Genomic DNA, 25,376 nt, shown 5'->3' with positions numbered 1-25,376 from the left:
AAGCAGCGGGGGCGGCCAAGTGCTGCCCCCGTTGGAACTCGGCAGTAAGGCATCGAAACGGGGGGTTCCATGATGCAGCCAAGGCCGCAATTCCAGGAGGTGATGCGTCTGGCGCGCCGCCAGGCGCCGGCCCTTTTCCTCTTCAGCTTGCTAACCAATCTTCTTCTGCTTGCCAGCACCATCTACATGCTGCAGATCTATGACAGGGTGCTGTCGAGCGGCTCGATCGACACGCTGCTGTGGCTCACCCTTGCCGTCATCGGCGCCATTGCCGTCTATGGCCTCTTGGAACATGCCCGCCGGATGATGCTGGGACATATCAGCCAATGGCTGGACGACCAGCTCAGCGTCCCGGTGATCGAACGCGCCATGGCGGCGCGCCTGGCCGGCAGCAACGTCGAAGCCGGCCTGAAGGACGTTAGCGATCTTCGCAGCTTCATTGCCGGCGACGGCATTCTGACCTTTCTCGACGCGCCATGGACGCCGGTATTCATGGCGTTCATGTGGTTTCTGCACCCGGCATTGGGGGTGCTCGGCCTTGCCGGCGCGGTGCTTCTGTTCTGCTGCGCTCTAGCCAACGATTTCCTCACTCGCCGCAAAAACCAGGAAGCAGCCGCAGGGTTGCGCCGCAGCCAGGCCGCCGTCGGTCAATTTGTCGATGGCGCCGAAACATTGCGCTCGCTCGGCATGTCCGAGCCGGCGCTGCTGCGCTGGGAGCAAAACCAGCAAGCTCTCACAGCTCTGCAGTCCCGGATTTTCCAGCGCACCACCGTCATCGGCAGCCTGTCGCGCTCCCTGCGCCTCGCCCTCCAGGTGGCCGTGCTGGGGCTCGGCGCCTATTTCGTCCTGCACCGCGAACTCACGGGCGGGTCGATGATTGCGGCTTCCATCCTGCTCAGCCGCGCGCTGGCGCCGATCGAACGCTCCATCGGCGCCTGGCGCAGCCTGGTCAACGCTCGGGCCGCGCGCCAGAACCTGATCAAGCTCTTTGCCGCCACCGGGTCGTCGCAGAACGTCGGCGTCACCTTGCCGCGCCCGCAAGGCCGGCTGAAGTTAGAGAACCTGCACTATTACGCGCCGGGAACCCCGCAGGCCCTGCTGAACGCGATAAGCTTCGGTGTCGAGCCCGGCCAGAACTGCGGCGTGATCGGCTCGTCCGGCTCCGGCAAGACCACGCTCTGCCGTCTCATCGTCGGCACGATGCGACCCTCGCTGGGCCATGTCAGGCTGGATGGTGCGGAGGTCTGGAATTGGCCGTCGAACGAGCTCGGCCAGCATATCGGCTACCTGCCGCAACAGGTCCAATTGTTCCCGGGAACAATCGCCGAGAACATCGCGCGCCTGCGCGACGTCGACAGCGAAGCCGTCATCGCCGCGGCCCAGCTCGCCGGCATTCACGAGATGATCTTGCGGCTGCCGAACGGCTATCGGACCGAGGTCGGACCGCACGGCGTCCGGATCTCGCGCGGTCAGCGGCAGCGCATCGCGCTGGCTCGGGCACTGTTCGGCGACCCGCCGCTGATCGTACTCGACGAGCCGAACACCGGCCTCGACGGCGAAGGAGAGGCGGCGCTGTTCAACGTGCTTCAGCAGTTGAAGGAGCGCGGCCGCACGGTCGTTATCGTCAGCCATCAGACCAGTCTTCTGCGCACGGCTGACAACATCGTCCTCCTCCGCGACGGATCGGTCATGATGCTCGGCACGCGCGACGAGGTGCTCGGCGCGCTGGCAGGCCAGCCCAGGCGCATTCCGATGCCGGGGGCCATGCGGGACAAGATTGCCGCCTTCGCGCCGGCAAACCTGAAAGCGGTGGAGTGAGCCATGGACTTCTCGACGCTTCTGAACGGGCTGGCGGACAGCCTGCGTGAGCTGACCGGCACGCTGAGCATCTTGGCCGAGGATCTGACCGCCGCGGCCTCGATTTGGTATGACGGATTGGGTTGGCCGACGCGTATCGCTCTGACTGTGGCCGCCGGCGCGCTCGTCCTGCTCCTGATTTCCCGATTCTTCCGGCGGCGGTCACATGCATTCCAGGCAATCAGTGGCGACCTCAATCAACGGACCCGGCCGGCGCGTATGCTGGGCTATGTTTCATCGATCGTCTTCGTCGGCGGCGTCGCCGTGTGGTCCAGCGTCGCGCTTCTGGCAAGTGCCGTCGTCGCCGATGGCGTCGTCAGCCCCGAAGGCTATCGCAAGACGGTCCAGCACCTTGAAGGCGGCATTATCGGCGCGATTCATGTCAAGGAGGGCGATAAGGTCGGCGTCGGAGAGGTCCTCATCAGCTTGAAGACTACGGAGGCGCAGGGCCGCTACGACGAGTTGCAGGGGCGCTATATCCGCCTGCTGGCAACCGAGGCGCGCCTTGTCGCCGAGCTTGCCGGCCAGAATCGGGTCGCCTTCCCCAAGGAGCTGACCTCGATCGACAGCGAGCTGGGGCGAAACGTGGTCGCCGAAGAGCAGGCGCTGCTCGACAGCCGCCTCGCGACCCGCGACGGGCGCACGCAGATCCTCAACAAGCGCATCGCGCAGATTGAGGAGCAAAGTGCGGGATCAAGAGACGTGATCGCCGCAGAGACCGAGCAACTCAGGCTGATCGACCAGGAGATCGCTTCCGCCCAAGAGCTTTACAAAAAGGGGCTGGAGCGCTTGCCGCGGATATTGGCGCTGCTGCGCTCCCAGGCCGATATCCGCGCCAACCAAGCGTCAAACCGGGCTCAAGTGGCCCGCAACGATCAGCAGATCGGCGAAACCCAGTTCCAACTCCTCAACCTGCGCCAGCAGGACAGTGAGAGCGCCAACGAGGATCTCGCCAAGGTGCGCATCGACCTGGCCGAATTGCGCAGCCAATTGCCCTCGCGCCAGGATGTGCTGGCCAGGACCGACATCGTCGCGCCGATTGCGGGAACGGTGATGAATCTTCGCGTAACGACCGAATCCGGCGTGATCGCCAGCGGCCAGCCGCTTCTCGATATCGTGCCCAACGAGCCCAATCTGGTCATCGATTCACGCATCAAGACCACGGATATCGATGTGGTGCATCCAGACATGCCCGCCCGCGTGGTGTTGACGGCCTATCCGAGCAGGCATCTGCCGCAGATCCACGGTCTGCTCACCTCGGTGTCGGCCGATCGGCTGACGGATGAGAAGACCGGCGAGCCCTATTTCCTCGCCAAGGTCAAGGTCGACGCGGCCGATCTCGAAGAACTGCACGACGTCCGTCTATCGCCCGGCATGCCGGCGGAAGTGATGATTCTGACCGGGGAGCACACTTTGCTCGACTACATGCTGGCCCCGGTGGAAGCCTCCCTCACACGCTCTTTCAGGGAGAATTGAAACGAAGCAACTCGTGCCAGTAAGCACACAACACCACCGAGACGTCGGCCTCAGGCCGACGTCTCATGCTGCCGAAGGATTCGAACGTGCTAGCGCCTCAGAGCGTAGACATTGTCCATCGAAACGCCACCCAGAGGCAGCGCCATCTCATCGTCGAGAATCCGAGTGATGCGGGCAAAGCCGACAAAAGCCTTTCTCGCCTCCTCAGCCGACATCTTGCCAGCCATAGCTGCCGAGCAGCAATTCACGGCGCATTGATAAACGGGGCCGCGTCTCCCCGTTGGCCACTTCCGCAGGAACACCATCGCTTCAGAGACGCTGTCGACTTCCTCCAAGGGGTATCCCTGCCCACGCGCGATCCGCACTGGGGTAAAGAAATGCAAGCGATCCATCACTATCCTCCCGGTCGACCGCAAAGCGGCCGAACCCGCATAAACGCATGTCCAGGGGTTTGGTTCCACACAATTTTGGTTGCTGGTCGAAAAAGTTCGGAACCGGACAGGGCGCGATTGGCAAGCCGACTCAAGTAAAGGCGATTCCTGTTTTGGCGCGACGAGAAGCGCGATTCTCATTGAATGACTTTAAGGCCAAAGCCGGCAAATGGATTGCTTGTAGGTTCCCCAGCGTCAGGCTTACCCTCACCAGTTAACGCGGGGACGCCGCGTTTTGCAAAAGGGGACAGTTGCAATGACTATACAAGGCGCTTCGCCGGACCTCTACAACGAGGATCTGGCTCCGGCAACAGTCAGGAACTGGGGGCCGTTTTCAATCTTCAACGTCTGGACTTCCGACGTCCACAGCCTCTGGGGCTATTATCTCGCCGCGAGCCTTTTTCTGTTCTGCGGCGGCTTCGTCAACTTCATCATCGCCATCGGCATCGGCTCGCTGATCATCTACTTCCTGATGAACCTTGTCGGCTATGCCGGCGTGAAGACTGGCGTTCCCTACCCCGTGCTTGCGCGCGCCTCCTTCGGCATCTGGGGTGCCAACATTCCGGCGCTGGTGCGCGCCGTCGTCGCCTGCTTCTGGTATGGCGCCCAGACGGCCGCCGCGTCGGGCGCAATCGTCGCGCTGCTGACGCGGCTGCAGTGGTTCGACGAATTCAACCGGACCTCGCATCTGCTCGGCCATTCCACCCTGGAGGTGATCTGCTTCGTCGTCATATGGGCGCTGCAGCTTTTGATCATCCAGAAGGGTATGGAAACGGTGCGGCGCTTCCAGGACTGGGCCGGACCCGCCGTTTGGGTGATGATGCTGATCCTGGCGATCTATCTCTGCGTCAAGTCGGGCACCTTCGCCTTCACCAGCGATATTCCGATGGACGTGCTGCTCGACAAGACCAAGGATGCCGGCGTGCCAGGCGAGCCGGGTTCGTGGACCGCGCTGTTCGCGGTGGCGGCAATCTGGGTAACCTACTTTTCGGCGCTCTACCTCAACTTCTGCGACTTCGCCCGCTACGCGCCCAACAACGCGGCGCTGCGCAAGGGCAACATCTGGGGCCTGCCGGTCAACCTGATCCTGTTCTCGCTGGTCGCCGGCGTCACCACGATCGCCGCCTACGACGTCTATCACGAGGTGCTGCTCCACCCCGACCAGATCTCGGCCAAATTCGACAGCTGGTTCCTGGCGGCGCTTGCCGCGCTGACCTTCGCGGTGGCGACCCTGGGCATCAACGTCGTGGCGAACTTCGTCTCGCCGGCCTTCGACTTCTCCAACGTCTTCCCGCGTCAGATCGACTTCAAGAAGGGCGGCTATATCGCGGCGCTGATCGCGCTGGTGCTCTATCCGTTTGCGCCGTGGGAAGGCAGCGCTGCCTCCTTCGTCAACATCATCGGCGCGACGATGGGGCCGATCTTCGGCGTGATGATGGTCGACTATTATCTGATCCGTAAAGGCGAGGTCGACGTCAACGCGCTCTACCGCGAAGATGGCGAGTTTCGCTTCCAGGGCGGCTGGCACGTCAACGCCTTCATCGCCGCCGGCATCGGCGCGATCTTCTCCTCGATCCTGCCCAACTTCACCAACTGGCTGCCGTCGTGGTGGGGCGTCTATGGCTGGTTCTTCGGGGTCGCGATCGCGGGCGCCGTCTACTATGTGCTGCGCACAATGGCGCTCGGCGCCGGCGCACGCATGGCCAAGGCTTAACACAGTCGGGGCGGCGAAAGCCGCCCCATTTGCTTCGTCTCACTTGCCTACCATTTCGGGCCAGCCAATGCGGGCGTCTTTGCGCTCGAAAAAGTTGCGTCAGGGCAGTTCGACCTCGGGCTCAATGATGTAATGGTAGGATTCATTTCTTCAGGAGAGACAGCGACCACGTCCTTGCCTGTTGAGTCTATATAGCTGTCCGTAACAGCAAAGCCCGCCAGAAGCTGGTCGTCCGTGAAAGGATATCAGGAACCGAATTCGTGGGAGTAAGACGCGATAGCCAACCTTGCCAAAGCCGCGTTGTCATATAGATCGACCTCGTAGTCCCCAGTGCGGGCCAAACAGTCCATCAACATCGGAAGAGTAAAACCCTTTGTCCTCGATCACGCATTGAAGGAGCGCGACCCTGCGATCAGGAACTTAGCTTTTGGTCAGTTGAAACACCGGATCCTGCGATCCGCCCGCTGCCCGCCGAACACCGGCAAAGGCGACGAGAAACGGCAGGGTTGAGCTTGCGAGCACGTGCCTTCGTGTCACCGGAACGGTGGAAGTCTCCGATACTTTCGGAAGATTCCCGCTTTTCGCTTCGGACCAATATTTTCGAAGTCGAACATCGCCATTCTCCAAGCCGCGGAGCACCATTTTGCTGGCACTAACGCCGGCCAGGCGAGTTCTGCCAAAGCGCTCCACGCCCAGCGACAAACCTTGGCTCCGGACCTTATCTTATCGTATCTTTGCCTCGGAACGAAGCTTACGCGGAGGGCGCAGGTTGGAGAGGCGAGTTCCCGTCCGGGTTGAAAATGTTCGTTTATACGAACTTGCGCTCGCAAATCAACGCCGGCGGTGTGCACTCCCCAAGAGCTCTAAAACGCCCTGCTCTCGACTTTTCGATCCTTGACTGCTCACCATGATGTTCGTTCGACCTTTTTCTAAATGTGGAGAATGGCAATGGAAGAGAATGGGTTTCGTCTGATCGTCCGCTGCATCGGTTCCGTCGCCCTGTTTGCTTTTTCCTCCCAATATGCATTCGCAGCCGATAGCGCGCGATGTGTTGCGAACATCGAAAAAGTGATTGCCGATGGGTCGGTTCCGGCCAAGGCAACGCCGCTGCCCTCGAAGCTCAGCGCGAAGCTTGACGCTGCGGTTCGATCCGCGCTGCCCAAGACGGCGGCACCGGGTGTCATCGTCGGCGTGGTGACACCTTCCGGAATATGGAAGGCGGCGTATGGCAAGGCCGACCCTTCCGCCGGCACACCCATGGCTGTGGGGATGCACACGCGCATCGGTTCAGTTACCAAGACATTCACCGGCACAGCGATCATGCAGCTGGCCGAAGCTGGGAAGCTGTCGCTTGACGACAAGATCCAGAAATACGTACCCGGCATCCCCAATGGCGATCGGATCACGCTCCGCCAGCTCGCCGATATGACCAGCGGCATTGCGAGCTATACCCAAAGTGCAAAATTCCAAGATGTCTTGTTCTCCAAGCCTCAAACGATCTTCGCGCCCAAGGAGCTGGTGGCCATCGGCGTGGCTGAATCGCCTCTCTTCGAGCCCGGAGCCTCGTTCAACTATTCGAACACCAACACTATCCTGCTCGGCATGGTCATGGAGCAGGTTACTGGAAAGACCGTCGGCGAGGTTTTCAAGGAGCAGATCTTTGATCCGCTGAAGCTCAGGAACACGTCCTGGCCGGGTGACTCGGTGGATATGCCGGTGCCCTATGCTCAGGGTTTTACCCTGCAGGGGGATTTTGCCAAGCCGGATGCACCAAGCAACGCGACGAACTGGAACCCATCCTGGGGATGGACTGCAGGGGAACTGATTTCCAATATCGACGATTTGCTGGTTTATGCTCGGGCACTGGGCACCGGGAACGGCTTGCTGGGGGCAGCTGCGCAGAAGGAGCGGCTGACCTTCCCGGGCGCGGCCGGCTACGGGATCGGCGTCGGTTGCATCGGCGGCTGGGTGGGCCATACGGGCGAACTGCCAGGCTACAACACGACCTTGTTTTACAAGGCAGGTGCGGACATAGCCGCCGTGGTCCAGACCAACAGCGACATTGCTTCCGGCGATTGCAAGGCGGAGCCGACGCTGACCGACGATCCACGCGACACGGTCTGCTCTTCGCCTGCAACGCGTGTATTTGTTGCGGTTTCAGAGGCTCTTGGCCAGCCGTATACGCCGCCCAACCCCCACTGAATGCCCGATAAGAGCCGAGACGGCTCGACAATTTTGCAGCGGCTCACCCGTTGTGAGCCGCTCCGTCTCCTCGTTTGAAGCACGGCGGAACTCTGTGTCGGGCTTTCCCGGCATCGCTCTAATATGAACCGATGAGTTGCAACAGGAATCGCGTGCCGGTATGGCCAGCTCTTGGCTGTCTTGGAACGGTATTGCGATTATCGCCCCCGCATTGAGGTGCTGTCCGAAAGAAGCTTGCCATCCCTACCCCGGCCGAGCCCAGTTCTTCTTCGGTGTAATCCACGCCCGTGTCGTGCTAGGCACTTGTAAGCGTGGCTGAGATTTACTTACAAACTCACGATGCCCCCTGACATGTAGACTTGAGCAAACCTTATCAAATCTCCCGTTTTGCGCCAGCTTCTCGAAACGAGAATCATCTCCAGATTGCGTGCAGGTGTTTCTCAGCGGCCTTTCATCGGAACGGTCGCCTGCCTCAGATTTCGGTGAACGATCGAGGAATCGGATTCGCCCTGCTCCGGCGCGGAGGGTTGAGACTTGAGTAGTCGGGGCGGCGAAAGCCACCCTTATTTCAACCTATTTGGCGACCATCTCGGACAGTCTGCGCACCGTGTTCCAGTTGCGCGATGTGCCGATTCCCATGCGCTTGTGGTTTGCTGCGGCGAGCAGCCGCGAGCTTGGCCGCTCGCGCGAAAAGACGACCCAAATATCGCCGTCGACCGTCAGCACCTTCTCGTCCGCGGCGGCATAGGCTGTAAGAGCCGCTGCGGCTTCTTCCGGCGCCGGCCGGCGCATCACCCGCACCGCGACCTGATCGCCGGCTTTTGCCGATTCGTCCGGGAACGGATTGGCGGCAGCAAGCTTCAGCCAGTCTTCTGCGCCGCGCACGATGATGTCAACATGGCGGCCGAAAGTCTCTTCGAAGGCCTTTTCCAGCCGCCGTTCGAGACCGGAAACGCTGGCCGTCCGCGCCTCGAAGACCAGATTACCCGTGGCGACCAGCGTGCGGACGTTTTTCAGCCCGATGGCTTCGGCCATCGCCTTGAGCTCGGACATGACAACGCGCCGCCCCTCGCCCAGGATGATGCTGTAGAGCAGCGCGACGTAAGTTCGCATGGTCGCCGGCCGATCGTTCAGACCAGCCGCGACTGCTCCACCGCCGCTTCGATGAAGCTTGCAAACAGCGGGTGCGGCTCGAGCGGGCGGCTCTTCAGTTCAGGGTGGTACTGCACGCCGATGAACCAGGGATGGTCGGGATATTCCACCGTCTCCGGCAGCACCCCGTCTGGCGACATGCCGGCAAAGACCAGGCCACAATCCTCAAGCCGCTGCTTGTAGTCGATGTTCACCTCGTAGCGGTGCCGGTGGCGCTCGGAGATCTGCGTGTCGCCGTAGATCTCGGCGATCTTCGACCCCTTGGCGAGGTCGGCTTGATAAGCGCCGAGGCGCATGGTGCCGCCGAGATCGCCGGTAGCCCTGCGCTTCTCCAGCATGTTGCCCTTCAGCCATTCCGTCATCAGGCCGACCACCGGCTCCTCGGTCGGGCCGAATTCGGTGGAAGAGGCATGCTCGACGCCGGCGAGCGACCGCGCAGCCTCGATGCAGGCCATCTGCATGCCGAAGCAGATGCCGAAGTAAGGCACCTTGCGCTCGCGCGCGAACTTCGCGGCCAGGATCTTGCCCTCGGAGCCGCGCTCGCCGAAACCGCCGGGAACGAGGATGCCGTGCACCTTCTCCAACCACGGCGTCGGGTCTTCCTTCTCGAAGATCTCGCTCTCGATCCAGTCGAGCTTGACCTTGACGCGGTTGGCAAGCCCGCCATGCGACAGCGCCTCGATCAGCGATTTGTAGGCGTCCTTGAGGCCGGTGTATTTGCCGACGACGGCAATCGTCACCTCGCCTTCCGGATTGTGGATGCGGCTGGAGAGCGCCTGCCAGGGCTCCATCCGCGGCTTCGGCGCCGGATCGATGCCGAAGGCGGCGAGCACTTCGGAATCCAGCCCTTCCTTGTGATACGCCATCGGCACGTCGTAGATGTGCGGCACGTCGAGCGCCTGGATGACGGCGCTCTCGCGCACATTGCAGAACAGCGAAAGCTTGCGGCGCTCTTCCTTGGGGATCGGCCGGTCGGCGCGCACCAGAAGGATGTCGGGCGCGATGCCGATGCCGCGCAATTCCTTGACAGAATGCTGCGTCGGCTTGGTCTTCAATTCGCCGGCGGTAGGGATGTACGGCATCAGGGTGAGATGCACATAGACCGCGTTGTTGCGCGGCAGGTCGTTGCCGAGCTGGCGAATCGCCTCTAGGAACGGCATCGCCTCGATGTCGCCGACAGTGCCGCCGATCTCGCACAGCACAAAATCGTAATCGTCATTGCCTTCAAGGACGAAATGCTTGATCTCGTCGGTGACGTGCGGGATCACCTGCACGGTCGCGCCGAGATAGTCGCCACGCCGCTCGCGCTCGATGATGTTCTTGTAGATGCGGCCGGTGGTGATGTTGTCCTGCTGGTTGGCCGAGCGGCCGGTAAAACGCTCATAATGGCCGAGATCGAGATCGGTCTCGGCGCCGTCGTCGGTCACGAACACTTCGCCATGCTGATACGGCGACATCGTTCCGGGGTCGACATTGAGGTAGGGATCGAGCTTCTTGATCCGCGCGCGATAGCCACGCGCCTGCAGAAGAGCCCCAAGAGCTGCTGCAGCGATGCCTTTTCCGAGTGAGGAAACCACGCCGCCTGTGATGAATACATATCGCGCCATGGGAGTCATCGCTTAACGCGGCGTGATTGATTCCGCCAGAGAAAAAACCGCCGCGAAGGCTTTTTCCCAAGATGGCGCTGTGTCCGGACGGGCATTTCTCTGAAGCATGCCGCCCAAAACTGTGCAGTGGTTTTGGGAGAACGGCAGGCATCAGAACAGAAACTCGAAAGCGCGGCACCAGCGTCTTTCAACGCGACGCGCTTTGATCAAAGAAAAAGGGCCGGTGGTGCCGGCCCTTTCGGCAGTTTGCTTCAACGCGTTAGATAATAACGACCTTGGTGCCGATCTTAACGCGGCTGTAGAGATCCATGACGTGCTCGTTGATCATGCGGAAGCAGCCGTTGGAAGCGCTGGTTCCTATCGACTGCGGTGCAATGGTGCCGTGGATGCGCAGATGCGTGTCCTTCTTGCCGTCATAGAGGTAGATGGCGCGCGCGCCGAGCGGGTTTTCGCCGCCACCGGGCATGCCGTCCTTGTACTGGCCATAGTGCTTCGGCTCGCGCTTCTGCATGTCGAGCGTCGGGATCCAGCGTGGCCATTCCTGCTTGTCGCCGACGGCCACCGTCCCCTTGAACTGCAGGCCTTCACGGCCGACTGCGATGGCGTAGCGGCGCGCGGTGGAAAACGATTCGACGAGGTAGAGGCGGCGAGCAGTCGTGTCGATGACGATCGTCCCGGGCTCATAGCCGGTGAAGGCGACGTCCTGCGGCACGAACTCCGGCTTCACCTTGAACGGCCTCTTGGCATCCTTCTTGGCGAGCGCCGAATCAAGCGCGCGGGTCTCCGGCAGATAGTTGATCGAGGTCACCGAGGAACCGCCGAACAGGCCCGCGAACAGCCCGCCGCTGCTCGCCCGCTTCTGGCCGGGTTGTTCGCTTCGCAACTCACCGTTGTTGCCGGTGGCCGTGATGTTCATCGCCTCGGCCGGGATTGGCTCCTCGGCCTGGAGCGAGGCGATCGGCGCCACGGGCGTGAGCGGTTCGATGATCTTGACGGTCTTCTTCCCGGGCTTCGCATCAGCCACTTCGGCCGGCGCGGCCGAACCCTTTTTGGAGAGCCATTCCTGACGCGCCGCATCCGCCTTGGCCTTGGCCGCCTCACGCATTGCCAGCTTGCGGGCTTCGAGCGCCTTTTGCTTGGCCGCATCCTTGTCGGCAGCGATCTTGGCCTCGAGCTTTTCGATCTGCGCGAGGTCGTCCGGAGTCGGGTTTTTCTTCTTCTTGAGAAGCCTCAGCTGCGATGCGTCGCTCTTGGCGGCGACGGGAATTGCGTCGGTCTTCTCTACCGACGGCGAAGCGGCCAGGTTTGCCGGTGAGGCAAAGGCCGCGGAGCCCATGCCGAATACGGCACAGAATCCCAAAAGGATGAAGCTGCGAAGCTGCATGGCGAAGATCCGATTTTCTATGCTAGTTGCCCAACGGCGTCGCCCGGCGCCCCCCAAGGACGCCGAAAAGTGCCGCGCGCAATCTATAATCGATTAGCCAGCGCGCCCTCAAGCTGAGCGACGCGTTACATTTGGTTGAATCTTCGTGATCGAGCGGCATTTGCCGCGACTGTGTTCAAAGAACAACAGATCGCGGCAGCAATGCTTGTCCGGCTACTGGTTCGGAACCTGCGGGGTGACCGGCAAGGTAACGCCGTTCGCGGCCGGCGGCGTGGTCGGATTCGCGGGCGCCGGTGTTGCGGGAGCAGTGGCCGGGGCCGTGGTGGTGCCGCCATTCGACAGCGGCGTCGTGGTTGTCATTCCGCCCGACGGGGCGGCCGGCGCGGTGCCGCCAGCCGGCGCCGCCGGCTGCGAGCTGCCCACCGGACCGGTGGCGCCCGGCAATTGGTTGAGCACGCCCTTGCCGGCATTGCCCGAGGTCGAAGCCGGTGCCCTGTCGAGGATGTCGATCGGCTTCTCACCGTAGCGGGCAAGGATGGAGAGCGCGAGCGAGGTCACGAAGAAAGCCGCGGCCAGGATCGCAGTCGCGCGGGTAAGCGCGTTGGCTGCGCCCCGCGCCGTCATGAAACCGGAACCGCCACCAATGCCGAGACCGCCGCCTTCGGAGCGCTGCAGCAGCACCACGCCGACAAGGGCGAGCACGACCATAAGATGAACGACGATCAGTACCGTTTCCATAATTTATCCTGGCGAGGCCTTGCGCGGCCGCGCATACGACCGGTGATTTGGAGGCGGCTCCTTACAATGCTTTGGCGGCATTTCCAAGCCCGTGGCCGGGAATATGGGGAGCAATGCGGCCATTGCAACGATTTGGGCCGCGCCCCTGCCGCCGTCTGCGGCTATGACATGTGCATATAGGCTTCGGCAATGGCGAGGAAGTCGGCCGCCTTCAGGCTGGCGCCGCCGACCAGCGCGCCATCGACATTCTCGACGCCGAGCAGCTCCACAGCATTGGACGGCTTGACCGAACCGCCATAGAGAATGCGCATTCTGGCCGCGGCATCGCCGAGCAGCGCCGTCAGCTTGCCACGGATATGGGCATGCGCCTCGGCGACGTCGGCCGCGGTCGGCGTCAGGCCGGTGCCGATGGCCCAGACGGGCTCGTAAGCGATGATGGTGTTGGCGGCGGTGGCGCTCGCCGGCACGGAACCGTCGAGCTGCCGCGACAGGACATCGAGCGTCGCGCCGGCTTCACGCTCGGCGCGCGTCTCGCCGATGCAGATGATGGCCACCAGCCCTGCCCGCCAGGCGGCCGAAGCCTTGGCATTGACGATCGCATCGTCATCGCCGCATTGCTCGCGCCGCTCGGAGTGGCCGACGATGACATGGCTTGCGCCGGCATCCTTCAGCATCTCGGCCGAAATCTCACCCGTATAGGCGCCGCTCTCCTTGGGGTGGCAATCCTCGCCGCCGGCGCGAACCGGTGTCCGCGAAAGGATCTCTGCGGCCTGGTGAAGCAAGGTGGCCGGAACGCAGACCAGGGCTTCCGTCTCCGCATCGAGGCCGCTCATGAAGCCGTTGCCGATCATCCTCAACTCGTTGAGCGAGGCGCTGGTGCCGTTCATTTTCCAGTTGCCGGCAACGAGCGGACGGATTCCAGGGGTCATGGCGTCGAGTTCTCCAGGCAACATAAGGCAGCGCCCTCACTACCAAAATCGGGCCACAAAGCAATCGACAGTGGGCCGGAAGGACGCTATTGCGCTTGTTTCAGAGTCGGCGCATGCGAAAATGCGCAAAGATCGGAAGTGGGCATGCTTGGTATTTTGAGAAGCGCGGCGGGCACCTGGGTCGCGAAAGCTTTGCTGTCCTTGCTGGTGGTGAGCTTTGCCGTCTGGGGTATTTCCGGGCGCCTGTCGGGAAGCTTGGCTGGCCATCATTCGGTGATTACCGCCGGCGGCACCACGGTTTCGATCAACGAATACCGCCTCGCCTACGATCGCCAGATCAACCTGCTGTCGCAGCAATATGGCCAGCGCATCACGCATGAACAGGCTAAGCTGCTCGGCCTCGACAACCAGGTCCTGGCGCAGCTCGTCTCCGGCGCCGTTCTCGACGAGCAGGCTCGCAAGCTCGGGCTTGGCCTTTCCAAGGACCGGCTGGCCGAGCTGACGCGCGAGGATCCGGCCTTCAAGGGTCCAGGCGGCCAGTTCGACCGCAGGACCTTCGAATATCTGCTGAGCCAGATCGGCATGCGACCCGAGGACTATCTGAAGAACCGCTCGCAGGTGGCGGTCCGCCAACAGATCGTCGAGGCGATTTCCGACGGCCTCAAGGCGCCGCAGACCTTCCTGAAGGCGGTCGCGCTCTATCGCGGAGAGGACCGCACGATCGACTATCTCGTCCTGCCGAAGACACTCGTCCAGCCGATCGAGGCGCCGTCCGACAGCGCGCTGAAAACCTATTTCGAAGCCAACAAGAAGAACTACGCCGCGCCGGAATACCGCAAATTCTCCTATATCCGGCTTGAGCCGCAGGACATCATGGACCCGACGGCGGTCACCGATCAGCAGGTCGCTGACGACTACAACAAGAACAAGGCGCGCTATACGACGCCCGAAATGCGCACCATCGAACAGCTGGTGTTCAAGACGCCGGACGCGGCCAAGGCGGCATTTGACTCCCTGAAGGCCGGCGCCACCTTCGACAAGATCGTCACCGCAGAGGGCAAGACGCAGGCCGACACCGTGCTCGGCACGCTGGCAAAGGACAAGATCGCCGACAAGGCGGTGGCCGACGCAGCCTTCTCGCTCAACGTCAACGAGGTCAGCCCGGTGGTTCAGGGCGCCTTCGGCCCGGTGCTCTTGCGCGTCACCGAGATCAAGCCGCAGGTGGTGAAGCCGCTTTCGGAAGTGTCCGACCAGATCCGCAAGGATCTTGCGCTCGGCGAGGCAAGCCGCGTCCTGCTCGACGTCCACGACAGCTACGAGGACACCCGCGCTTCCGGTGCCTCGCTTGCCCAGGCGGCCGACAAGCTAAAGCTCAAGGTCGTCACCATCGACGCCATCGACCGTACCGGCCAGCGGCCGGACGGCACGATCGTCAACGACCTGCCGCAATCGGCGGACCTCATCAAGGCCGTCTTCGAGGCCGAGCCGAACACCGAGAATGAAGGCCTGACCACTGCCGCCAACGGCTTCGTTTTCTATGAAGTCCAGTCGATCACGCCGGCGCGCGACCGCACGCTGGACGAGGTTCGCCAGAAGGTGGTGGCCGACTGGACCGCGGCCGAGACCGACAAGCGGCTCACCGCCAAGGCCGGGGAGTTGGAAAAGCGCCTCAAGGCCGGTGCGACGCTCGACGTGATCGCGGGCGAGCTTAAGCTCGAGAAGCAGACCAAGCGCGGCCTGAAGCGCGAAGCCGACGATGCCGATTTCGGCAAGGAGGGCGCGGCGGCCATGTTCGGCGTCGGCGAAGGCAGCACGGGCCTGATCCCCTCGCCCACCGGCGACGGTCAGATCCTGTTCAAGGTTGCCGAAGTCTTCGAACCTGCCGGTGCCGATGGCAGCTCTGTCCCGGAAGACGCGCAGAAATCTTTCAGCGCCGGCATATCCGACGACCTGCTAGATCAGCTGGTGGCGCAGCTGCAGTCGCAATATGACGTTCGTATCGATCCGGCCGCCGTTTCCCAAGCACAGACACGATGAGCGCGCTTAAGACATATATCGCCAAGGTCGCGACCGGCACCGCGCTCTCCTTCGAGGAAGCGCGCGAGGCCTTCGACATCATCATGTCGGGCGACGCGACGCCGGGGCAGATCGGTGGCTTCCTGATGGCGTTGCGCGTGCGCGGCGAAGCCGTGAGCGAGATCTCCGGCGCGGTCGCCACGATGCGCGCCAAGATGCTCCGCGTCGAAGCCCCGCGCGGCGCCATCGACATCGTCGGCACCGGCGGCGACAATTCGCACTCGGTGAACATTTCGACCGGATCGGCATTCGTCATCGCCGCCGCGGGTGTTCCGGTGGCCAAGCACGGCAATCGCGGCCTGTCCTCGCTGACCGGCGCGGCGGATGTGCTGATGGCCCTCGGCGTCAAGGTCGACATCGCACCGGAGACGATCGGCCGCTGCATCCAGGAGGCCGGCGTCGGCTTCATGTTCGCGCCAGCGCATCATCCGGCGATGAAGCATGTCGGTCCTGTCCGGGGCGAGCTCGGCACGCGCACCATCTTCAATCTGCTCGGGCCGCTGTCGAATCCAGCCGGCGTCGGCCGGCAGATGGTTGGCGTCTTCCTGCCCGAATGGATCATGCCGGTGGCTGAGACGCTGAAGGCGCTGGGTACCGATCATGCCTGGATCGTGCACGGCGACGGTTATGACGAGATCACCACCACGGGCGAGACGCAGGTCGCAGAGCTCGCCGGCGGCGAGATCCGCACCTTTACCCTCACTCCGGAAGCGGTCGGACTGAAGCGGCATAACAAAGAGGATCTGCGCGGCGGCGAAGCGGCCTACAATGCCAAGGCATTGCGCGATATGCTGGGCGGCGCTGCCGGCGCTTATCGCGACACCGTGCTGATGAATGCCGGCGCCGGGCTGGTGGTGGCCGGCAAGGCGACGACGCTCGGCGATGGCATCGAGGCAGCAGCGCAGGCCATCGACAGCGGCCGGGCGCTCGCGGTGCTCGACAAGCTCATCGAGATTTCGAACGGTTAGAATTTTGTCCGATATCCTGCGCAAGATAGAAGCCTACAAGCGCGATGAGATCGCCGCCGCAAAGCTCAGCGCGCCGCTTGCCGAGGTCAAGGCGAAGGCCAAGGATGCGGAACCCCCGCGCAGCTTCCTTGCGGCGCTTGAGGCCAAGCGGAAGGCCGGCGGCTTCGCGCTGATTGCGGAGATCAAGAAGGCCAGCCCTTCCAGGGGCTTGATTCGCGCCGACTTCGACCCGCCGGCGCTCGCCAGGGCCTATCAGCAAGGCGGTGCTGCCTGTCTTTCGGTGCTGACCGACGCACCGTCCTTCCAGGGCGCGCCCGGCTTTCTGACCGCAGCGCGCGCCGCCGTTGGCCTGCCCGCCCTGCGCAAGGATTTCCTCTTCGACCCGTATCAGGTTCATGAAGCCCGCGCCTGGGGCGCGGACGCGATCCTCATCATCATGGCGAGCGTCGACGACGCCTTGGCCAGTGAATTGGAAGTCACGGCCTTCGATCTCGGCATGGACGCGCTGGTCGAGGTGCATGACGAACAGGAGATGGAACGCGCGCTTCGCCTCTCGTCGCGGCTGATCGGCATCAACAACCGCGATTTGAGAACCTTCGAAACCAGCCTCGACGTTTCCGAGAGGCTTGCCGCCATGGTCCCGGACGACCGGCTGCTGGTCAGCGAGAGCGGCATCTTCACCCATCAGGACTGCCGCCGGCTGGAAAAGAGCAAGATCGGCACCTTCCTCGTTGGCGAAAGCCTGATGCGGCAGGCCGACGTGGCCGCCGCGACCGCCCTTCTGCTGACGGGCAAGGCGCCGGCCGAGGCCGTTTGAGGATGCCCGCGCTTACGCATCTCGGCGCCAAGGGCGAAGCCAACATGGTCGATGTCGGCGGCAAGGCCGAGACGACGCGCACGGCCATCGCCGAAGGGTATGTCACCATGCAGCCGGAAACGCTGGAGATGATCCTGGCCGGTGACGCCAAGAAAGGCGACGTGCTGGGCACGGCGCGCATCGCCGGCATCATGGCGGCCAAGAAGACGCATGAGCTCATCCCGCTTTGCCATCCCCTCCTTCTCACCAAGGTTGCCGTCGAGATCGAGCCCGACCACGCGCTCCCTGGCCTGAGGGTCAGCGCGCTTGCCAGGGTTACCGGCAAGACCGGGGTGGAAATGGAGGCGCTGACCGCGGCGTCGGTCGCCTGCCTCACCATCTACGACATGGCCAAGGCAGCGGACCGCGCCATGGCGATTTCCGGCATCAGGCTGGTCGAGAAGACCGGCGGCAAGTCGGGCGACTACAAGGCAGGTTCTTAGCATGGCTTTGCTTCCGGTCGCCGAGGCGCTCCAACGCCTGTTGGACGGCGCGACCGCGCTGCCAGGCGAAAGCGTGCCGCTGGCCGAAGCAGCCGGCCGGGTGCTGGCCGACCCGGTGGTGGCTCTGCGCACCCAGCCGCCCTTCAATGCGTCGGCGATGGACGGCTATGCCGTACGGGCCGCCGACGTAGCCTCGGCGCCGGCCCGGCTCTCCGTGATCGGCATGGCGCCCGCCGGGCGTGGCTTCACCGGCTCTGTCGGCAAGGGCGAGGCCGTGCGCATCTTCACCGGCGCGCCGCTCCCCGAAGGCGCCGATACCATCGTTATCCAGGAGAATGTCCGCGATCTCGGCGGCGGCGGCATCGAAGTGACCGAGCCGACCGTGGAGGGACGAAACGTCCGTCGCCGCGGCCTCGACTTCTGCGAGGGCGACCTGCTCCTTGAAAAAGGCCGCCAGCTCGATCCGGCGGCGCTTTCGCTGGCGGCATCGGCCAACCATCCGAGTCTCAACGTGGTGCGGCAGCCGCTGCTCGCCATCATCGCCACCGGCGATGAATTGCTGCCGCCGGGCAGCGCGCTCGGCCCCGACCAGATCATCTCGTCGAATGCCTGTGGCGTCACAGCTACGGCCCAGTCGGTCGGCGCGCGCGCGCTCGACCTCGGCATCGCCGCCGACCGCAAGGACGCGATCGCGGCCCTGGTCAAGAAGGCGGTCAAGGCCGGCGCCGACGTCATCGTCACGCTTGGCGGCGCCTCCGTCGGCGACCACGACTTGATCCATGACGTGCTGACCGGCGAAGGCATGCAGCTCGACTTCTGGAAGATCGCCATGCGTCCCGGCAAGCCGCTGATGTTTGGCCGGCTCGGCGACATTCGCTGCATCGGCCTGCCCGGCAATCCGGTCGCAAGCCTGGTCTGCTCGCAGCTGTTCCTGAAGCCGCTTCTGGCGCGGCTGGGCGGCCGGTCCTGCCGTCAGGAAATCCGCACGGCCCGGTTAGGCGTCGCAATGCACGCCAACGATCTCAGGCAGGACTATGTGCGCGCCGTGGTCCGCGAAGATGCGGGGGCGTTGATCGCAACACCGTTCGGCATCCAGGATTCCTCGATGTTGAGGATGCTCGCCGATGCCAATGGCCTGATCGTGCGCCAACCCTTCGCACCGGCGGCTGAAGCCGGCGAGGAATGCAGCGTTCTGATGTTACGCTGAACAAAACGTCAACACATTCACTAAACTTTAAACGGTTGCGGAACACAACTGGAACAGATAGTGTTTGTTCTGGGTTTGTTTTTCTGATTCTGGTTTCAGAACCCATGGGGGCCGCCATGCTGACGCGCAAACAACATGAACTGCTGATGTTCATCCATGAACGGCTCAAGGAAAGCGGCATTCCGCCGTCTTTCGATGAGATGAAGGAAGCGCTCGACCTTGCCTCGAAATCGGGCATCCACCGCCTGATCACGGCGCTGGAGGAGCGCGGTTTCATTCGCCGGCTGCCGAACCGGGCGCGTGCCCTTGAAGTGCTGCGCCTACCTGACTCGATCGCGCCCGGCCTAAATGCGGCGAAGAAATTCTCGCCGAGCGTCATCCAGGGCGGCCAAGGCAATCTCGGCCGCCAGATCAAACCCGCGGCGCCCGCCCGCACGCCGACGCCCAGCAATGACGACGACGCCGGTTCAGCCGTCTCCATCCCGGTGATGGGTCGCATTGCCGCCGGCGTGCCGATCGACGCCATCCAGCACCAGACGCATTCGATCACAGTGCCGCCGGACATGATCGCGGGCGGCGAGCACTACGCGCTCGAGGTCAAAGGCGACTCGATGATCGAGGCCGGCATCTTCGACGGCGACACGGTCATCATCCGCAACGCCAGCACTGCGAGCCCCGGGGAGATCGTCGTGGCGCTGGTCGATGACGAGGAGGCGACGCTGAAGCGCTTCCGCCGCAAGGGCGCCTCCATCGCGCTCGAGGCTGCCAATCCGGCCTATGAGACGCGCATCTTCGGTCCCGATCGCGTCAAGGTTCAGGGCAAGCTCGTCGGGCTCATCCGCCGCTACTGAGGGGCTGCGGCTTGGCTTTCGGCTTCTCGGGCTTCTTGTAAGGCGCCAACCCCCTCGCCTCACGCGAGTAGCGCCGCTGTTCGTGCCAAGGGCGGTACGGTTTTTCGACGGCGTATTGAATGGTTGCTCGCGCCGTCGCCGATTGCGGATCGAAGAAGACGGCGGCACTGCCGTCGCGCGCGAGCTGCCGCTTGGTGACAACGAGGACACGCGGATCGCGGCAGGGATTGTAGGCCGTGGCGTCGTTGATGACGATGAGGTCTGCGAAGTCGCAGGCAGGCCGGGCAGCTTCGCGTTTTTCGGCGAGCGCGACGATCGCGCCTGATGGATGCCGGCCAATGCAGAGATCGCCCGTGCAGTAAAAGGGCGATCCAGGCGGCAGGTCGACGGGATCGGCTATGTCCAGCGTGCCCTTGGCGAATGTCTCCGGCGGCACGATCGTTTCGGCCTTGAGCGCGCGTTTCCAGTTATCGGTGGTGAACTCGTTCGAGCGGGCACGATTGATGGCGAGTTCGCCGCCGCCGATCGGCATCGCCACCAGATGCGCGTCCTCCGAGATCAGCAGGTCGGGCGTGCGCACCTGCGGGATCATCATGACGGCCGCGGCAGCGAAAGGAATCGCGGCCAGCCTGAGCCACGTAGTCGCCATCGTGGCGATGACGAGCGCGATCGTCGCCAGCAGCACCGAATGGATCGAGATCAGGCCCACGGCATCGACCGGCGACCACTCCGAAATCCACGCCGAGATCGCGATCATCGCCGCCAGGCCCTTGCCCATCAAATAGAGGAAGGGCCCGTCGAAGCCGAACGGCATCATGACCGCGCTGGCGACGGCGAGAAACATCACGATCGTGACGATCGGCATGATCGCGAGATTGGCCAGCAGGCTAAGCGGCGAGACGCGCTGGAAATGCCAGATGGCAAACAGCGCCGTGGCACTTCCGGCAATGATCGACGTCATCGCGGCGCCACCTGCTCCGACTGCCAGTTTGTGCGACATGAACCGCAGGAACGAACGCTTTGCCGGCGGCGCTCTCACCTTGCCGGCGCGGTAGTCGGACCAGCCGGCATAGGCGCCGACAAGGGCGGCGGTTGCCGCGAACGACATCTGAAAGCTCGGGCCAACCACTTCATGCGGCGACACCAGGATGACGGCGATGGCCGAGATCGCCAAATTGCGCATCGTCAGCGCGGCGCGGTCGAAAAGCACGGCGATCAGCATCACGGCCAGCATGATGAAGCTTCGCTCGGCGGCGACCACCACGCCGGAGATGACGAGGTAGGCGGCGATCGACATAACCGCGATTGCCGCGGCATATTTCTTCACCGGCCGGCGTGACGAAAAATCCGGGAACAGCGCAAAGGCGCCGCGCAGCAGAAGCATGACCATGCCGGCGACCAGCGCCATGTGCAGGCCCGAAATCGAGATGATGTGATAGATGCCGGTCCGCCGCATCGCCTCGTTGATGTCCTCGGGAATGCCGGCGCGCACGCCGACGATCAGTGCGGCGGCAATCTCGCCTTCGGGTCCGCCGACGGTGCTTCTGATGTGGTCCGCAATATTTTCGCGCGCGTTCTCGATGGCTGAGGCGATGCTCGTCTGAGCGATCGGGTCGGTTGGCGGAATGAGTTTCGGGTCGCCGAGGAAAAATCCGCTGCCGCCGATGCCGGAAAAATAGCTGTCGAAGGAAAAATCATAGCTTTCGGGACGGACCGGCCCGGTCGGCGGCAGGAGCCGCGCGTAACCCGTCACCAGCGATCCGGCCTTCATGCCGGCCGGGATCCTGCGTGCCGAGAGCCTGACGCGATCCGGTGCGTAGCGCAGCTTTGGATGCGCGGTCGAGAGGAGATCGATGGTCAGCCTGACGCGGCCATTGGCCATTTCCTCGGCGATGACGACGCGGCCTGTCAGCCGCGTCTGGATTTCGGAGCCGAGCATCGGTGTAGCGGCGCGCCAGGTCTCGACCTTCGCGGCGACGAAGCCCAGCGCGCAAAACAGCGCCGCCATAAAGACCAGGTGTGTCTTCAGCCAGGGACGCGAAACCGCCGCGCATAGAGCCATCAGCGCCACCGCCGCCAGCGGTCTGTAAAGATCCGGCTCGGCGCTCAAGGAATAATAGAGTATCACGCCGGCGGCCAGGAACACCGGCACCAGGAGGAAGCCGATGCCGCGGTCGAGCTCGGTGGAGGCTGCCTCGGCCACACCCCGGCGAATCGCGGAAAACGAGGCACGGCGGAACCGCCTGCGGATCAAGTCGATCGCTGCCGGCGGAGGCGGCTTCACGACGGCGTCGCCGTCCGAAATCTCGGTGGCCGGACGCGGCACGGGAACCCAAACCGGTACTGCCTCAGCAGGCACGGTGTCGGCAAACAGCAGGCGCTCGCTCACGCCAGCCGTCGTCTTCTCGCCATCCTCCGCACCCCGGCCACGTCCAGCCATCGGGTCTGCCCCTTGCGCCCCAGACCTCCTATGCTACATGAACGCCCACCGCGCGAAAGTCCGCGCAATCATGCCCGCTTCAGAGCTTCTTCCGAGAGTTCCATGTCCGACAAGGTCGTCACCCGCTTTGCCCCCTCGCCCACCGGCTATCTGCACATCGGCGGGGCGCGCACGGCGCTGTTCAACTGGCTCTACGCCAGGCACACGGGCGGCACGATGCTGCTGCGCATCGAGGACACTGACCGCGAGCGCTCCACCGAAGCGGCGACAGCCGCTATCCTGGACGGGCTGACCTGGCTCGGCCTCTCATGGGACGGCGAGGCCGTGTCGCAGTTCGAGCGAGCGCCGCGCCACCGTGAGGTGGCAGAGGAGCTCGTACGACTGGGCAAGGCCTATTACAGCTATGAGACGCCTGCCGAGCTGGAGGCGATGCGCGAGGCGGCGCGGGCCAAGGGGCTGCCGCCGCGCTACAATGGCCAGTGGCGCGACCGCGACCCCTCCGAGGCGCCTCCCGGCGTCAAGGGCGCCATCCGCATCAAGGCGCCGACCGAAGGAGAGACCGTCGTGCACGACCGCGTACAGGGCGAGGTGCGATTCCCGAACAAGGACCTCGATGACTTCATCATCCTGCGCTCGGACGGCAACCCGACCTACATGCATGCCGTCGTCGTCGACGATCACGATATGGGCGTCACCCACATCATCCGCGGCGACGATCACCTGACCAACGCCGCGCGCCAGACCGTAATCTACAACGCCATGGGCTGGACCGTGCCGTCGATGTCGCACATCCCGCTGATCCATGGTGCCGACGGCGCCAAGCTGTCGAAGCGCCACGGCGCGCTCGGCGTCGAGGCTTATCGCGCCATGGGCTATCTGCCGGAGGCCCTGCTCAACTATCTGGCCAGGCTCGGCTGGAGCCACGGCGACGACGAGGTGATGTCGATCAAGGATATGATCTCCTGGTTCGACATCGCCGACGTCAACAAGGGCGCCGCCCGGTTCGACTTCGCCAAGCTCGAGGCGCTGAACGGCGTCCATATGCGCAAGATGGACGACAAGGCGCTATTTGATATTCTCGTAGCCACCCTGCCCTATCTCGAGGGTGGCCCGGCGCTTGCGGCCAAGCTCGACGACAGGCGCCAGGCACAGCTGCTTGCTGCCATGCCGGGCCTCAAGGAGCGGGCAAAGACGTTGGTCGAACTCGTCGATGGAGCCGGCTTCCTGTTCGCCGAGCGGCCCTTGCAGCTCGACGAAAGGGCTGCGGGGTTGCTTGGCAGCGACGCCCGCGCCATTTTGCGCGGTACCCATGCCGCGCTCGCCGCGATCTCCAGCGAATGGAGCGCCGCAACCGCGGAAGCCGCTATTCGCGACTTTGCGCAGGCCGGCGGCCATAAGCTCGGCGCCGTGGCCCAACCGCTGAGAGCCGCGCTCACCGGCCGCAGCACCTCGCCCGGCGTGTTCGATGTACTCGCCGTGCTCGGCCGTGAGGAGAGCCTGGCGCGGGTTGCGGATCAAATCGATTAGGAGCGAACTGGCCCAAGAAGATTGGCATTGAAAGGTGTGTTTCGCAGTGCAACATTAGGCCTTGGCCCAATCTGGCACGCACCTCCTAAAATGCGGTGGCAAGTTCGCGCATTCCGGTGATTTCGACGTGTCGTTTGCAGGAACTGCCTTGCCGGCATGAGAAAACATAAAGGAGTTTGCAATGAGCGAAGCTGCGACAAAACTGGAATCGGGCGGCAAGGCGCGTGAGTCGACCGCAAGGCTCGAGTTCGCCGGCAAGACGCATGAATTCAAGGTGCGAAGCGGCTCGACCGGGCCCGACGTGATCGACATCGGCGCGCTGTACAGCACCACCGGGGCCTTCACCTACGATCCCGGTTTTACCTCGACGGCAAGCTGCGAGTCGGCGATCACCTTCATCGACGGCGACGCCGGCATCCTGCTGCATCGCGGCTACCCGATCGACCAGCTCGCCGAGCACGGCGACTTCCTCGAGGTCTGTTATCTCCTGCTCTACGGCGAATTGCCGACCAAGGCGCAGAAGGACGACTTCGACTATCGCGTGACGCGCCACACCATGGTGCATGAGCAGATGTCGCGCTTCTTCACCGGCTTCCGCCGCGACGCGCATCCGATGGCCGTCATGTGCGGCGTGGTCGGCGCGCTGTCGGCCTTCTATCACGACTCGACCGACATCTCGGACCCATATCAGCGCATGGTCGCCTCCATGCGGCTGATCGCCAAGATGCCGACGATCGCGGCGATGGCCTACAAATACCACATCGGCCAACCCTTCATTTACCCGAAGAACGAGCTGAATTTCGCCGCCAACTTCCTGCACATGTGCTTTGCCGTGCCGTGCGAGGAGTACAAGATCAATCCGGTGCTGGCGCGCGCCATGGAGCGCATTTTCATCCTGCACGCCGATCACGAGCAGAACGCGTCGACTTCGACGGTTCGCCTCGCCGGCTCTTCGGGCGCCAATCCGTTCGCCTGCATCGCGGCCGGCATTGCCTGCCTCTGGGGCCCCGCGCATGGCGGCGCCAACGAGGCGGCCCTCAACATGCTGGGCGAGATCGGCCATGTCGATCACATCCCGGAATTCATCGCCCGCGCCAAGGACAAGAACGACCCGTTCCGCCTGATGGGCTTCGGGCATCGCGTCTACAAGAACTACGATCCGCGCGCCAAGATCATGCAGAAGACAGCGCATGAGGTGCTGGGCGAGCTCGGCATCAAGGATGATCCGCTGCTCGACATCGCGATGGAGCTGGAGAAGATCGCGCTGACCGACGAGTATTTCATCGAGAAGAAGCTCTATCCGAACGTCGACTTCTATTCGGGCATCACGCTGAAGGCGCTGGGCTTCCCCACCACCATGTTCACCGTGCTGTTCGCGGTCGCCCGCACCGTCGGCTGGATCGCGCAGTGGAAGGAAATGATTGAAGACCCGCACCAGAAGATCGGCCGCCCGCGCCAGCTCTACACCGGCGCTACGGAGCGCGACTACGTGCCGATTGCGAAGCGGTGATTGAGCGA

The 25,376-nt window shown here is 63.4% G+C and carries 19 protein-coding genes; 12 read left to right on the top strand and 7 right to left on the bottom strand.

Annotated elements, in window-relative coordinates:
* The first annotated feature begins 69 nt into the window (after positions 1 to 69).
* The gene (locus A9K66_RS04105; protein ID WP_245307379.1) at positions 70 to 1,818 is read left to right on the top strand and encodes a type I secretion system permease/ATPase; all 1,749 of its coding nucleotides are present in this window, start codon (positions 70 to 72) and stop codon (positions 1,816 to 1,818) included.
* A 3-nt stretch (positions 1,819 to 1,821) separates the two neighbouring features.
* Positions 1,822 to 3,333, top strand: a complete 1,512-nt coding sequence (locus A9K66_RS04100; protein ID WP_067319948.1) for an HlyD family type I secretion periplasmic adaptor subunit — start codon at positions 1,822 to 1,824, stop codon at positions 3,331 to 3,333.
* A gap of 89 nt (positions 3,334 to 3,422) precedes the next feature.
* On the opposite strand, the gene A9K66_RS04095 is transcribed toward A9K66_RS04100, so the two are convergent.
* Positions 3,423 to 3,725: a DUF982 domain-containing protein gene (locus A9K66_RS04095; RefSeq protein ID WP_067319945.1), complete on the bottom strand. Its 303-nt coding sequence runs from the start codon at positions 3,723 to 3,725 to the stop codon at positions 3,423 to 3,425.
* Between the two features lie 295 nt (positions 3,726 to 4,020).
* On the opposite strand from A9K66_RS04095, the gene A9K66_RS04090 reads away from it, so the two are divergent.
* Entirely contained in the window at positions 4,021 to 5,478 is a 1,458-nt protein-coding gene (locus A9K66_RS04090) for an NCS1 family nucleobase:cation symporter-1 (RefSeq protein ID WP_067319942.1), read from the top strand.
* A 948-nt stretch (positions 5,479 to 6,426) separates the two neighbouring features.
* Complete coding sequence (locus A9K66_RS04085; RefSeq protein ID WP_082953679.1) at positions 6,427 to 7,680, top strand: serine hydrolase domain-containing protein; 1,254 nt, start codon at positions 6,427 to 6,429, stop codon at positions 7,678 to 7,680.
* A gap of 573 nt (positions 7,681 to 8,253) precedes the next feature.
* Here the strand turns inward: A9K66_RS04085 and A9K66_RS04080 are convergent.
* The 5 genes from A9K66_RS04080 to tpiA form a co-directional block, all read right to left on the bottom strand.
* Positions 8,254 to 8,793, bottom strand: a complete 540-nt coding sequence (locus A9K66_RS04080; protein WP_067319938.1) for a DUF1697 domain-containing protein — start codon at positions 8,791 to 8,793, stop codon at positions 8,254 to 8,256.
* Positions 8,794 to 8,810: 17 nt separating this feature from the next.
* The gene (locus A9K66_RS04075) at positions 8,811 to 10,448 is read right to left on the bottom strand and encodes a CTP synthase (RefSeq protein WP_082953678.1); all 1,638 of its coding nucleotides are present in this window, start codon (positions 10,446 to 10,448) and stop codon (positions 8,811 to 8,813) included.
* A 250-nt stretch (positions 10,449 to 10,698) separates the two neighbouring features.
* Positions 10,699 to 11,823, bottom strand: coding sequence for a L,D-transpeptidase (locus A9K66_RS04070; protein ID WP_067319934.1), 1,125 nt, complete (start codon positions 11,821 to 11,823; stop codon positions 10,699 to 10,701).
* Positions 11,824 to 12,036: 213 nt separating this feature from the next.
* Complete coding sequence (gene secG / locus A9K66_RS04065; RefSeq protein WP_067319931.1) at positions 12,037 to 12,561, bottom strand: preprotein translocase subunit SecG; 525 nt, start codon at positions 12,559 to 12,561, stop codon at positions 12,037 to 12,039.
* Positions 12,562 to 12,722: 161 nt separating this feature from the next.
* Complete coding sequence (gene tpiA / locus A9K66_RS04060; RefSeq protein WP_066992805.1) at positions 12,723 to 13,490, bottom strand: triose-phosphate isomerase; 768 nt, start codon at positions 13,488 to 13,490, stop codon at positions 12,723 to 12,725.
* 144 nt (positions 13,491 to 13,634) lie between these two features.
* On the opposite strand from tpiA, the gene A9K66_RS04055 reads away from it, so the two are divergent.
* The 6 genes from A9K66_RS04055 (at position 13,635) to lexA (ending at position 19,891) form a co-directional block, all read left to right on the top strand.
* On the top strand, positions 13,635 to 15,527 hold the full coding sequence (locus A9K66_RS04055; protein WP_067319927.1) for a peptidyl-prolyl cis-trans isomerase: 1,893 nt from the start codon (positions 13,635 to 13,637) through the stop codon (positions 15,525 to 15,527).
* Complete coding sequence (gene trpD / locus A9K66_RS04050; protein ID WP_067319924.1) at positions 15,524 to 16,534, top strand: anthranilate phosphoribosyltransferase; 1,011 nt, start codon at positions 15,524 to 15,526, stop codon at positions 16,532 to 16,534. Before A9K66_RS04055 ends, trpD begins: the two co-directional genes overlap by 4 nt.
* A gap of 1 nt (position 16,535) precedes the next feature.
* The gene (gene trpC, locus A9K66_RS04045; protein ID WP_067320163.1) at positions 16,536 to 17,351 is read left to right on the top strand and encodes an indole-3-glycerol phosphate synthase TrpC; all 816 of its coding nucleotides are present in this window, start codon (positions 16,536 to 16,538) and stop codon (positions 17,349 to 17,351) included.
* Between the two features lie 2 nt (positions 17,352 to 17,353).
* Entirely contained in the window at positions 17,354 to 17,833 is a 480-nt protein-coding gene (moaC, locus tag A9K66_RS04040; RefSeq protein ID WP_067319921.1) for a cyclic pyranopterin monophosphate synthase MoaC, read from the top strand.
* Position 17,834: 1 nt separating this feature from the next.
* The gene (glp, locus tag A9K66_RS04035; protein WP_067319918.1) at positions 17,835 to 19,040 is read left to right on the top strand and encodes a gephyrin-like molybdotransferase Glp; all 1,206 of its coding nucleotides are present in this window, start codon (positions 17,835 to 17,837) and stop codon (positions 19,038 to 19,040) included.
* Positions 19,041 to 19,156: 116 nt separating this feature from the next.
* Positions 19,157 to 19,891, top strand: a complete 735-nt coding sequence (lexA, locus tag A9K66_RS04030) for a transcriptional repressor LexA (protein ID WP_067320161.1) — start codon at positions 19,157 to 19,159, stop codon at positions 19,889 to 19,891.
* Here the strand turns inward: lexA and A9K66_RS04025 are convergent.
* Positions 19,875 to 22,331, bottom strand: coding sequence for a ComEC/Rec2 family competence protein (locus A9K66_RS04025; RefSeq protein ID WP_067319914.1), 2,457 nt, complete (start codon positions 22,329 to 22,331; stop codon positions 19,875 to 19,877). The genes lexA and A9K66_RS04025 overlap by 17 nt on opposite strands.
* Positions 22,332 to 22,433: 102 nt before the next feature.
* Between A9K66_RS04025 and gltX the strand changes: the two genes are divergently transcribed.
* Both gltX and gltA read left to right on the top strand, forming a co-directional pair.
* A complete protein-coding gene (gene gltX, locus A9K66_RS04020) occupies positions 22,434 to 23,858 on the top strand; it encodes a glutamate--tRNA ligase (protein WP_067319911.1) in 1,425 nt (474 codons plus the stop codon).
* A 181-nt stretch (positions 23,859 to 24,039) separates the two neighbouring features.
* On the top strand, positions 24,040 to 25,368 hold the full coding sequence (gene gltA / locus A9K66_RS04015; RefSeq protein ID WP_067319906.1) for a citrate synthase: 1,329 nt from the start codon (positions 24,040 to 24,042) through the stop codon (positions 25,366 to 25,368).
* The last annotated feature ends 8 nt before the right edge of the window (positions 25,369 to 25,376 follow it).

It is taken from the genome of Mesorhizobium sp. AA23 (assembly GCF_001672435.1).
Lineage (GTDB): Bacteria > Pseudomonadota > Alphaproteobacteria > Rhizobiales > Rhizobiaceae > Mesorhizobium.
This window is presented reverse-complemented; position numbering and strand designations above follow the sequence as displayed.

Coding starts and splice junctions, on each gene's coding strand:
- A9K66_RS04105 (WP_245307379.1), top strand. CDS start 70: ATGATGCAGCCAAGGCCGCAATTCCAGGAGGTGATGCGTCTGGCGCGC.
- A9K66_RS04100 (WP_067319948.1), top strand. CDS start 1,822: ATGGACTTCTCGACGCTTCTGAACGGGCTGGCGGACAGCCTGCGTGAG.
- A9K66_RS04095 (WP_067319945.1), bottom strand. CDS start 3,725: ATGGATCGCTTGCATTTCTTTACCCCAGTGCGGATCGCGCGTGGGCAG.
- A9K66_RS04090 (WP_067319942.1), top strand. CDS start 4,021: ATGACTATACAAGGCGCTTCGCCGGACCTCTACAACGAGGATCTGGCT.
- A9K66_RS04085 (WP_082953679.1), top strand. CDS start 6,427: ATGGAAGAGAATGGGTTTCGTCTGATCGTCCGCTGCATCGGTTCCGTC.
- A9K66_RS04080 (WP_067319938.1), bottom strand. CDS start 8,793: ATGCGAACTTACGTCGCGCTGCTCTACAGCATCATCCTGGGCGAGGGG.
- A9K66_RS04075 (WP_082953678.1), bottom strand. CDS start 10,448: ATGACTCCCATGGCGCGATATGTATTCATCACAGGCGGCGTGGTTTCC.
- A9K66_RS04070 (WP_067319934.1), bottom strand. CDS start 11,823: ATGCAGCTTCGCAGCTTCATCCTTTTGGGATTCTGTGCCGTATTCGGC.
- secG (WP_067319931.1), bottom strand. CDS start 12,561: ATGGAAACGGTACTGATCGTCGTTCATCTTATGGTCGTGCTCGCCCTT.
- tpiA (WP_066992805.1), bottom strand. CDS start 13,490: ATGACCCCTGGAATCCGTCCGCTCGTTGCCGGCAACTGGAAAATGAAC.
- A9K66_RS04055 (WP_067319927.1), top strand. CDS start 13,635: ATGCTTGGTATTTTGAGAAGCGCGGCGGGCACCTGGGTCGCGAAAGCT.
- trpD (WP_067319924.1), top strand. CDS start 15,524: ATGAGCGCGCTTAAGACATATATCGCCAAGGTCGCGACCGGCACCGCG.
- moaC (WP_067319921.1), top strand. CDS start 17,354: ATGCCCGCGCTTACGCATCTCGGCGCCAAGGGCGAAGCCAACATGGTC.
- glp (WP_067319918.1), top strand. CDS start 17,835: ATGGCTTTGCTTCCGGTCGCCGAGGCGCTCCAACGCCTGTTGGACGGC.
- lexA (WP_067320161.1), top strand. CDS start 19,157: ATGCTGACGCGCAAACAACATGAACTGCTGATGTTCATCCATGAACGG.
- A9K66_RS04025 (WP_067319914.1), bottom strand. CDS start 22,331: ATGGCTGGACGTGGCCGGGGTGCGGAGGATGGCGAGAAGACGACGGCT.
- gltX (WP_067319911.1), top strand. CDS start 22,434: ATGTCCGACAAGGTCGTCACCCGCTTTGCCCCCTCGCCCACCGGCTAT.
- gltA (WP_067319906.1), top strand. CDS start 24,040: ATGAGCGAAGCTGCGACAAAACTGGAATCGGGCGGCAAGGCGCGTGAG.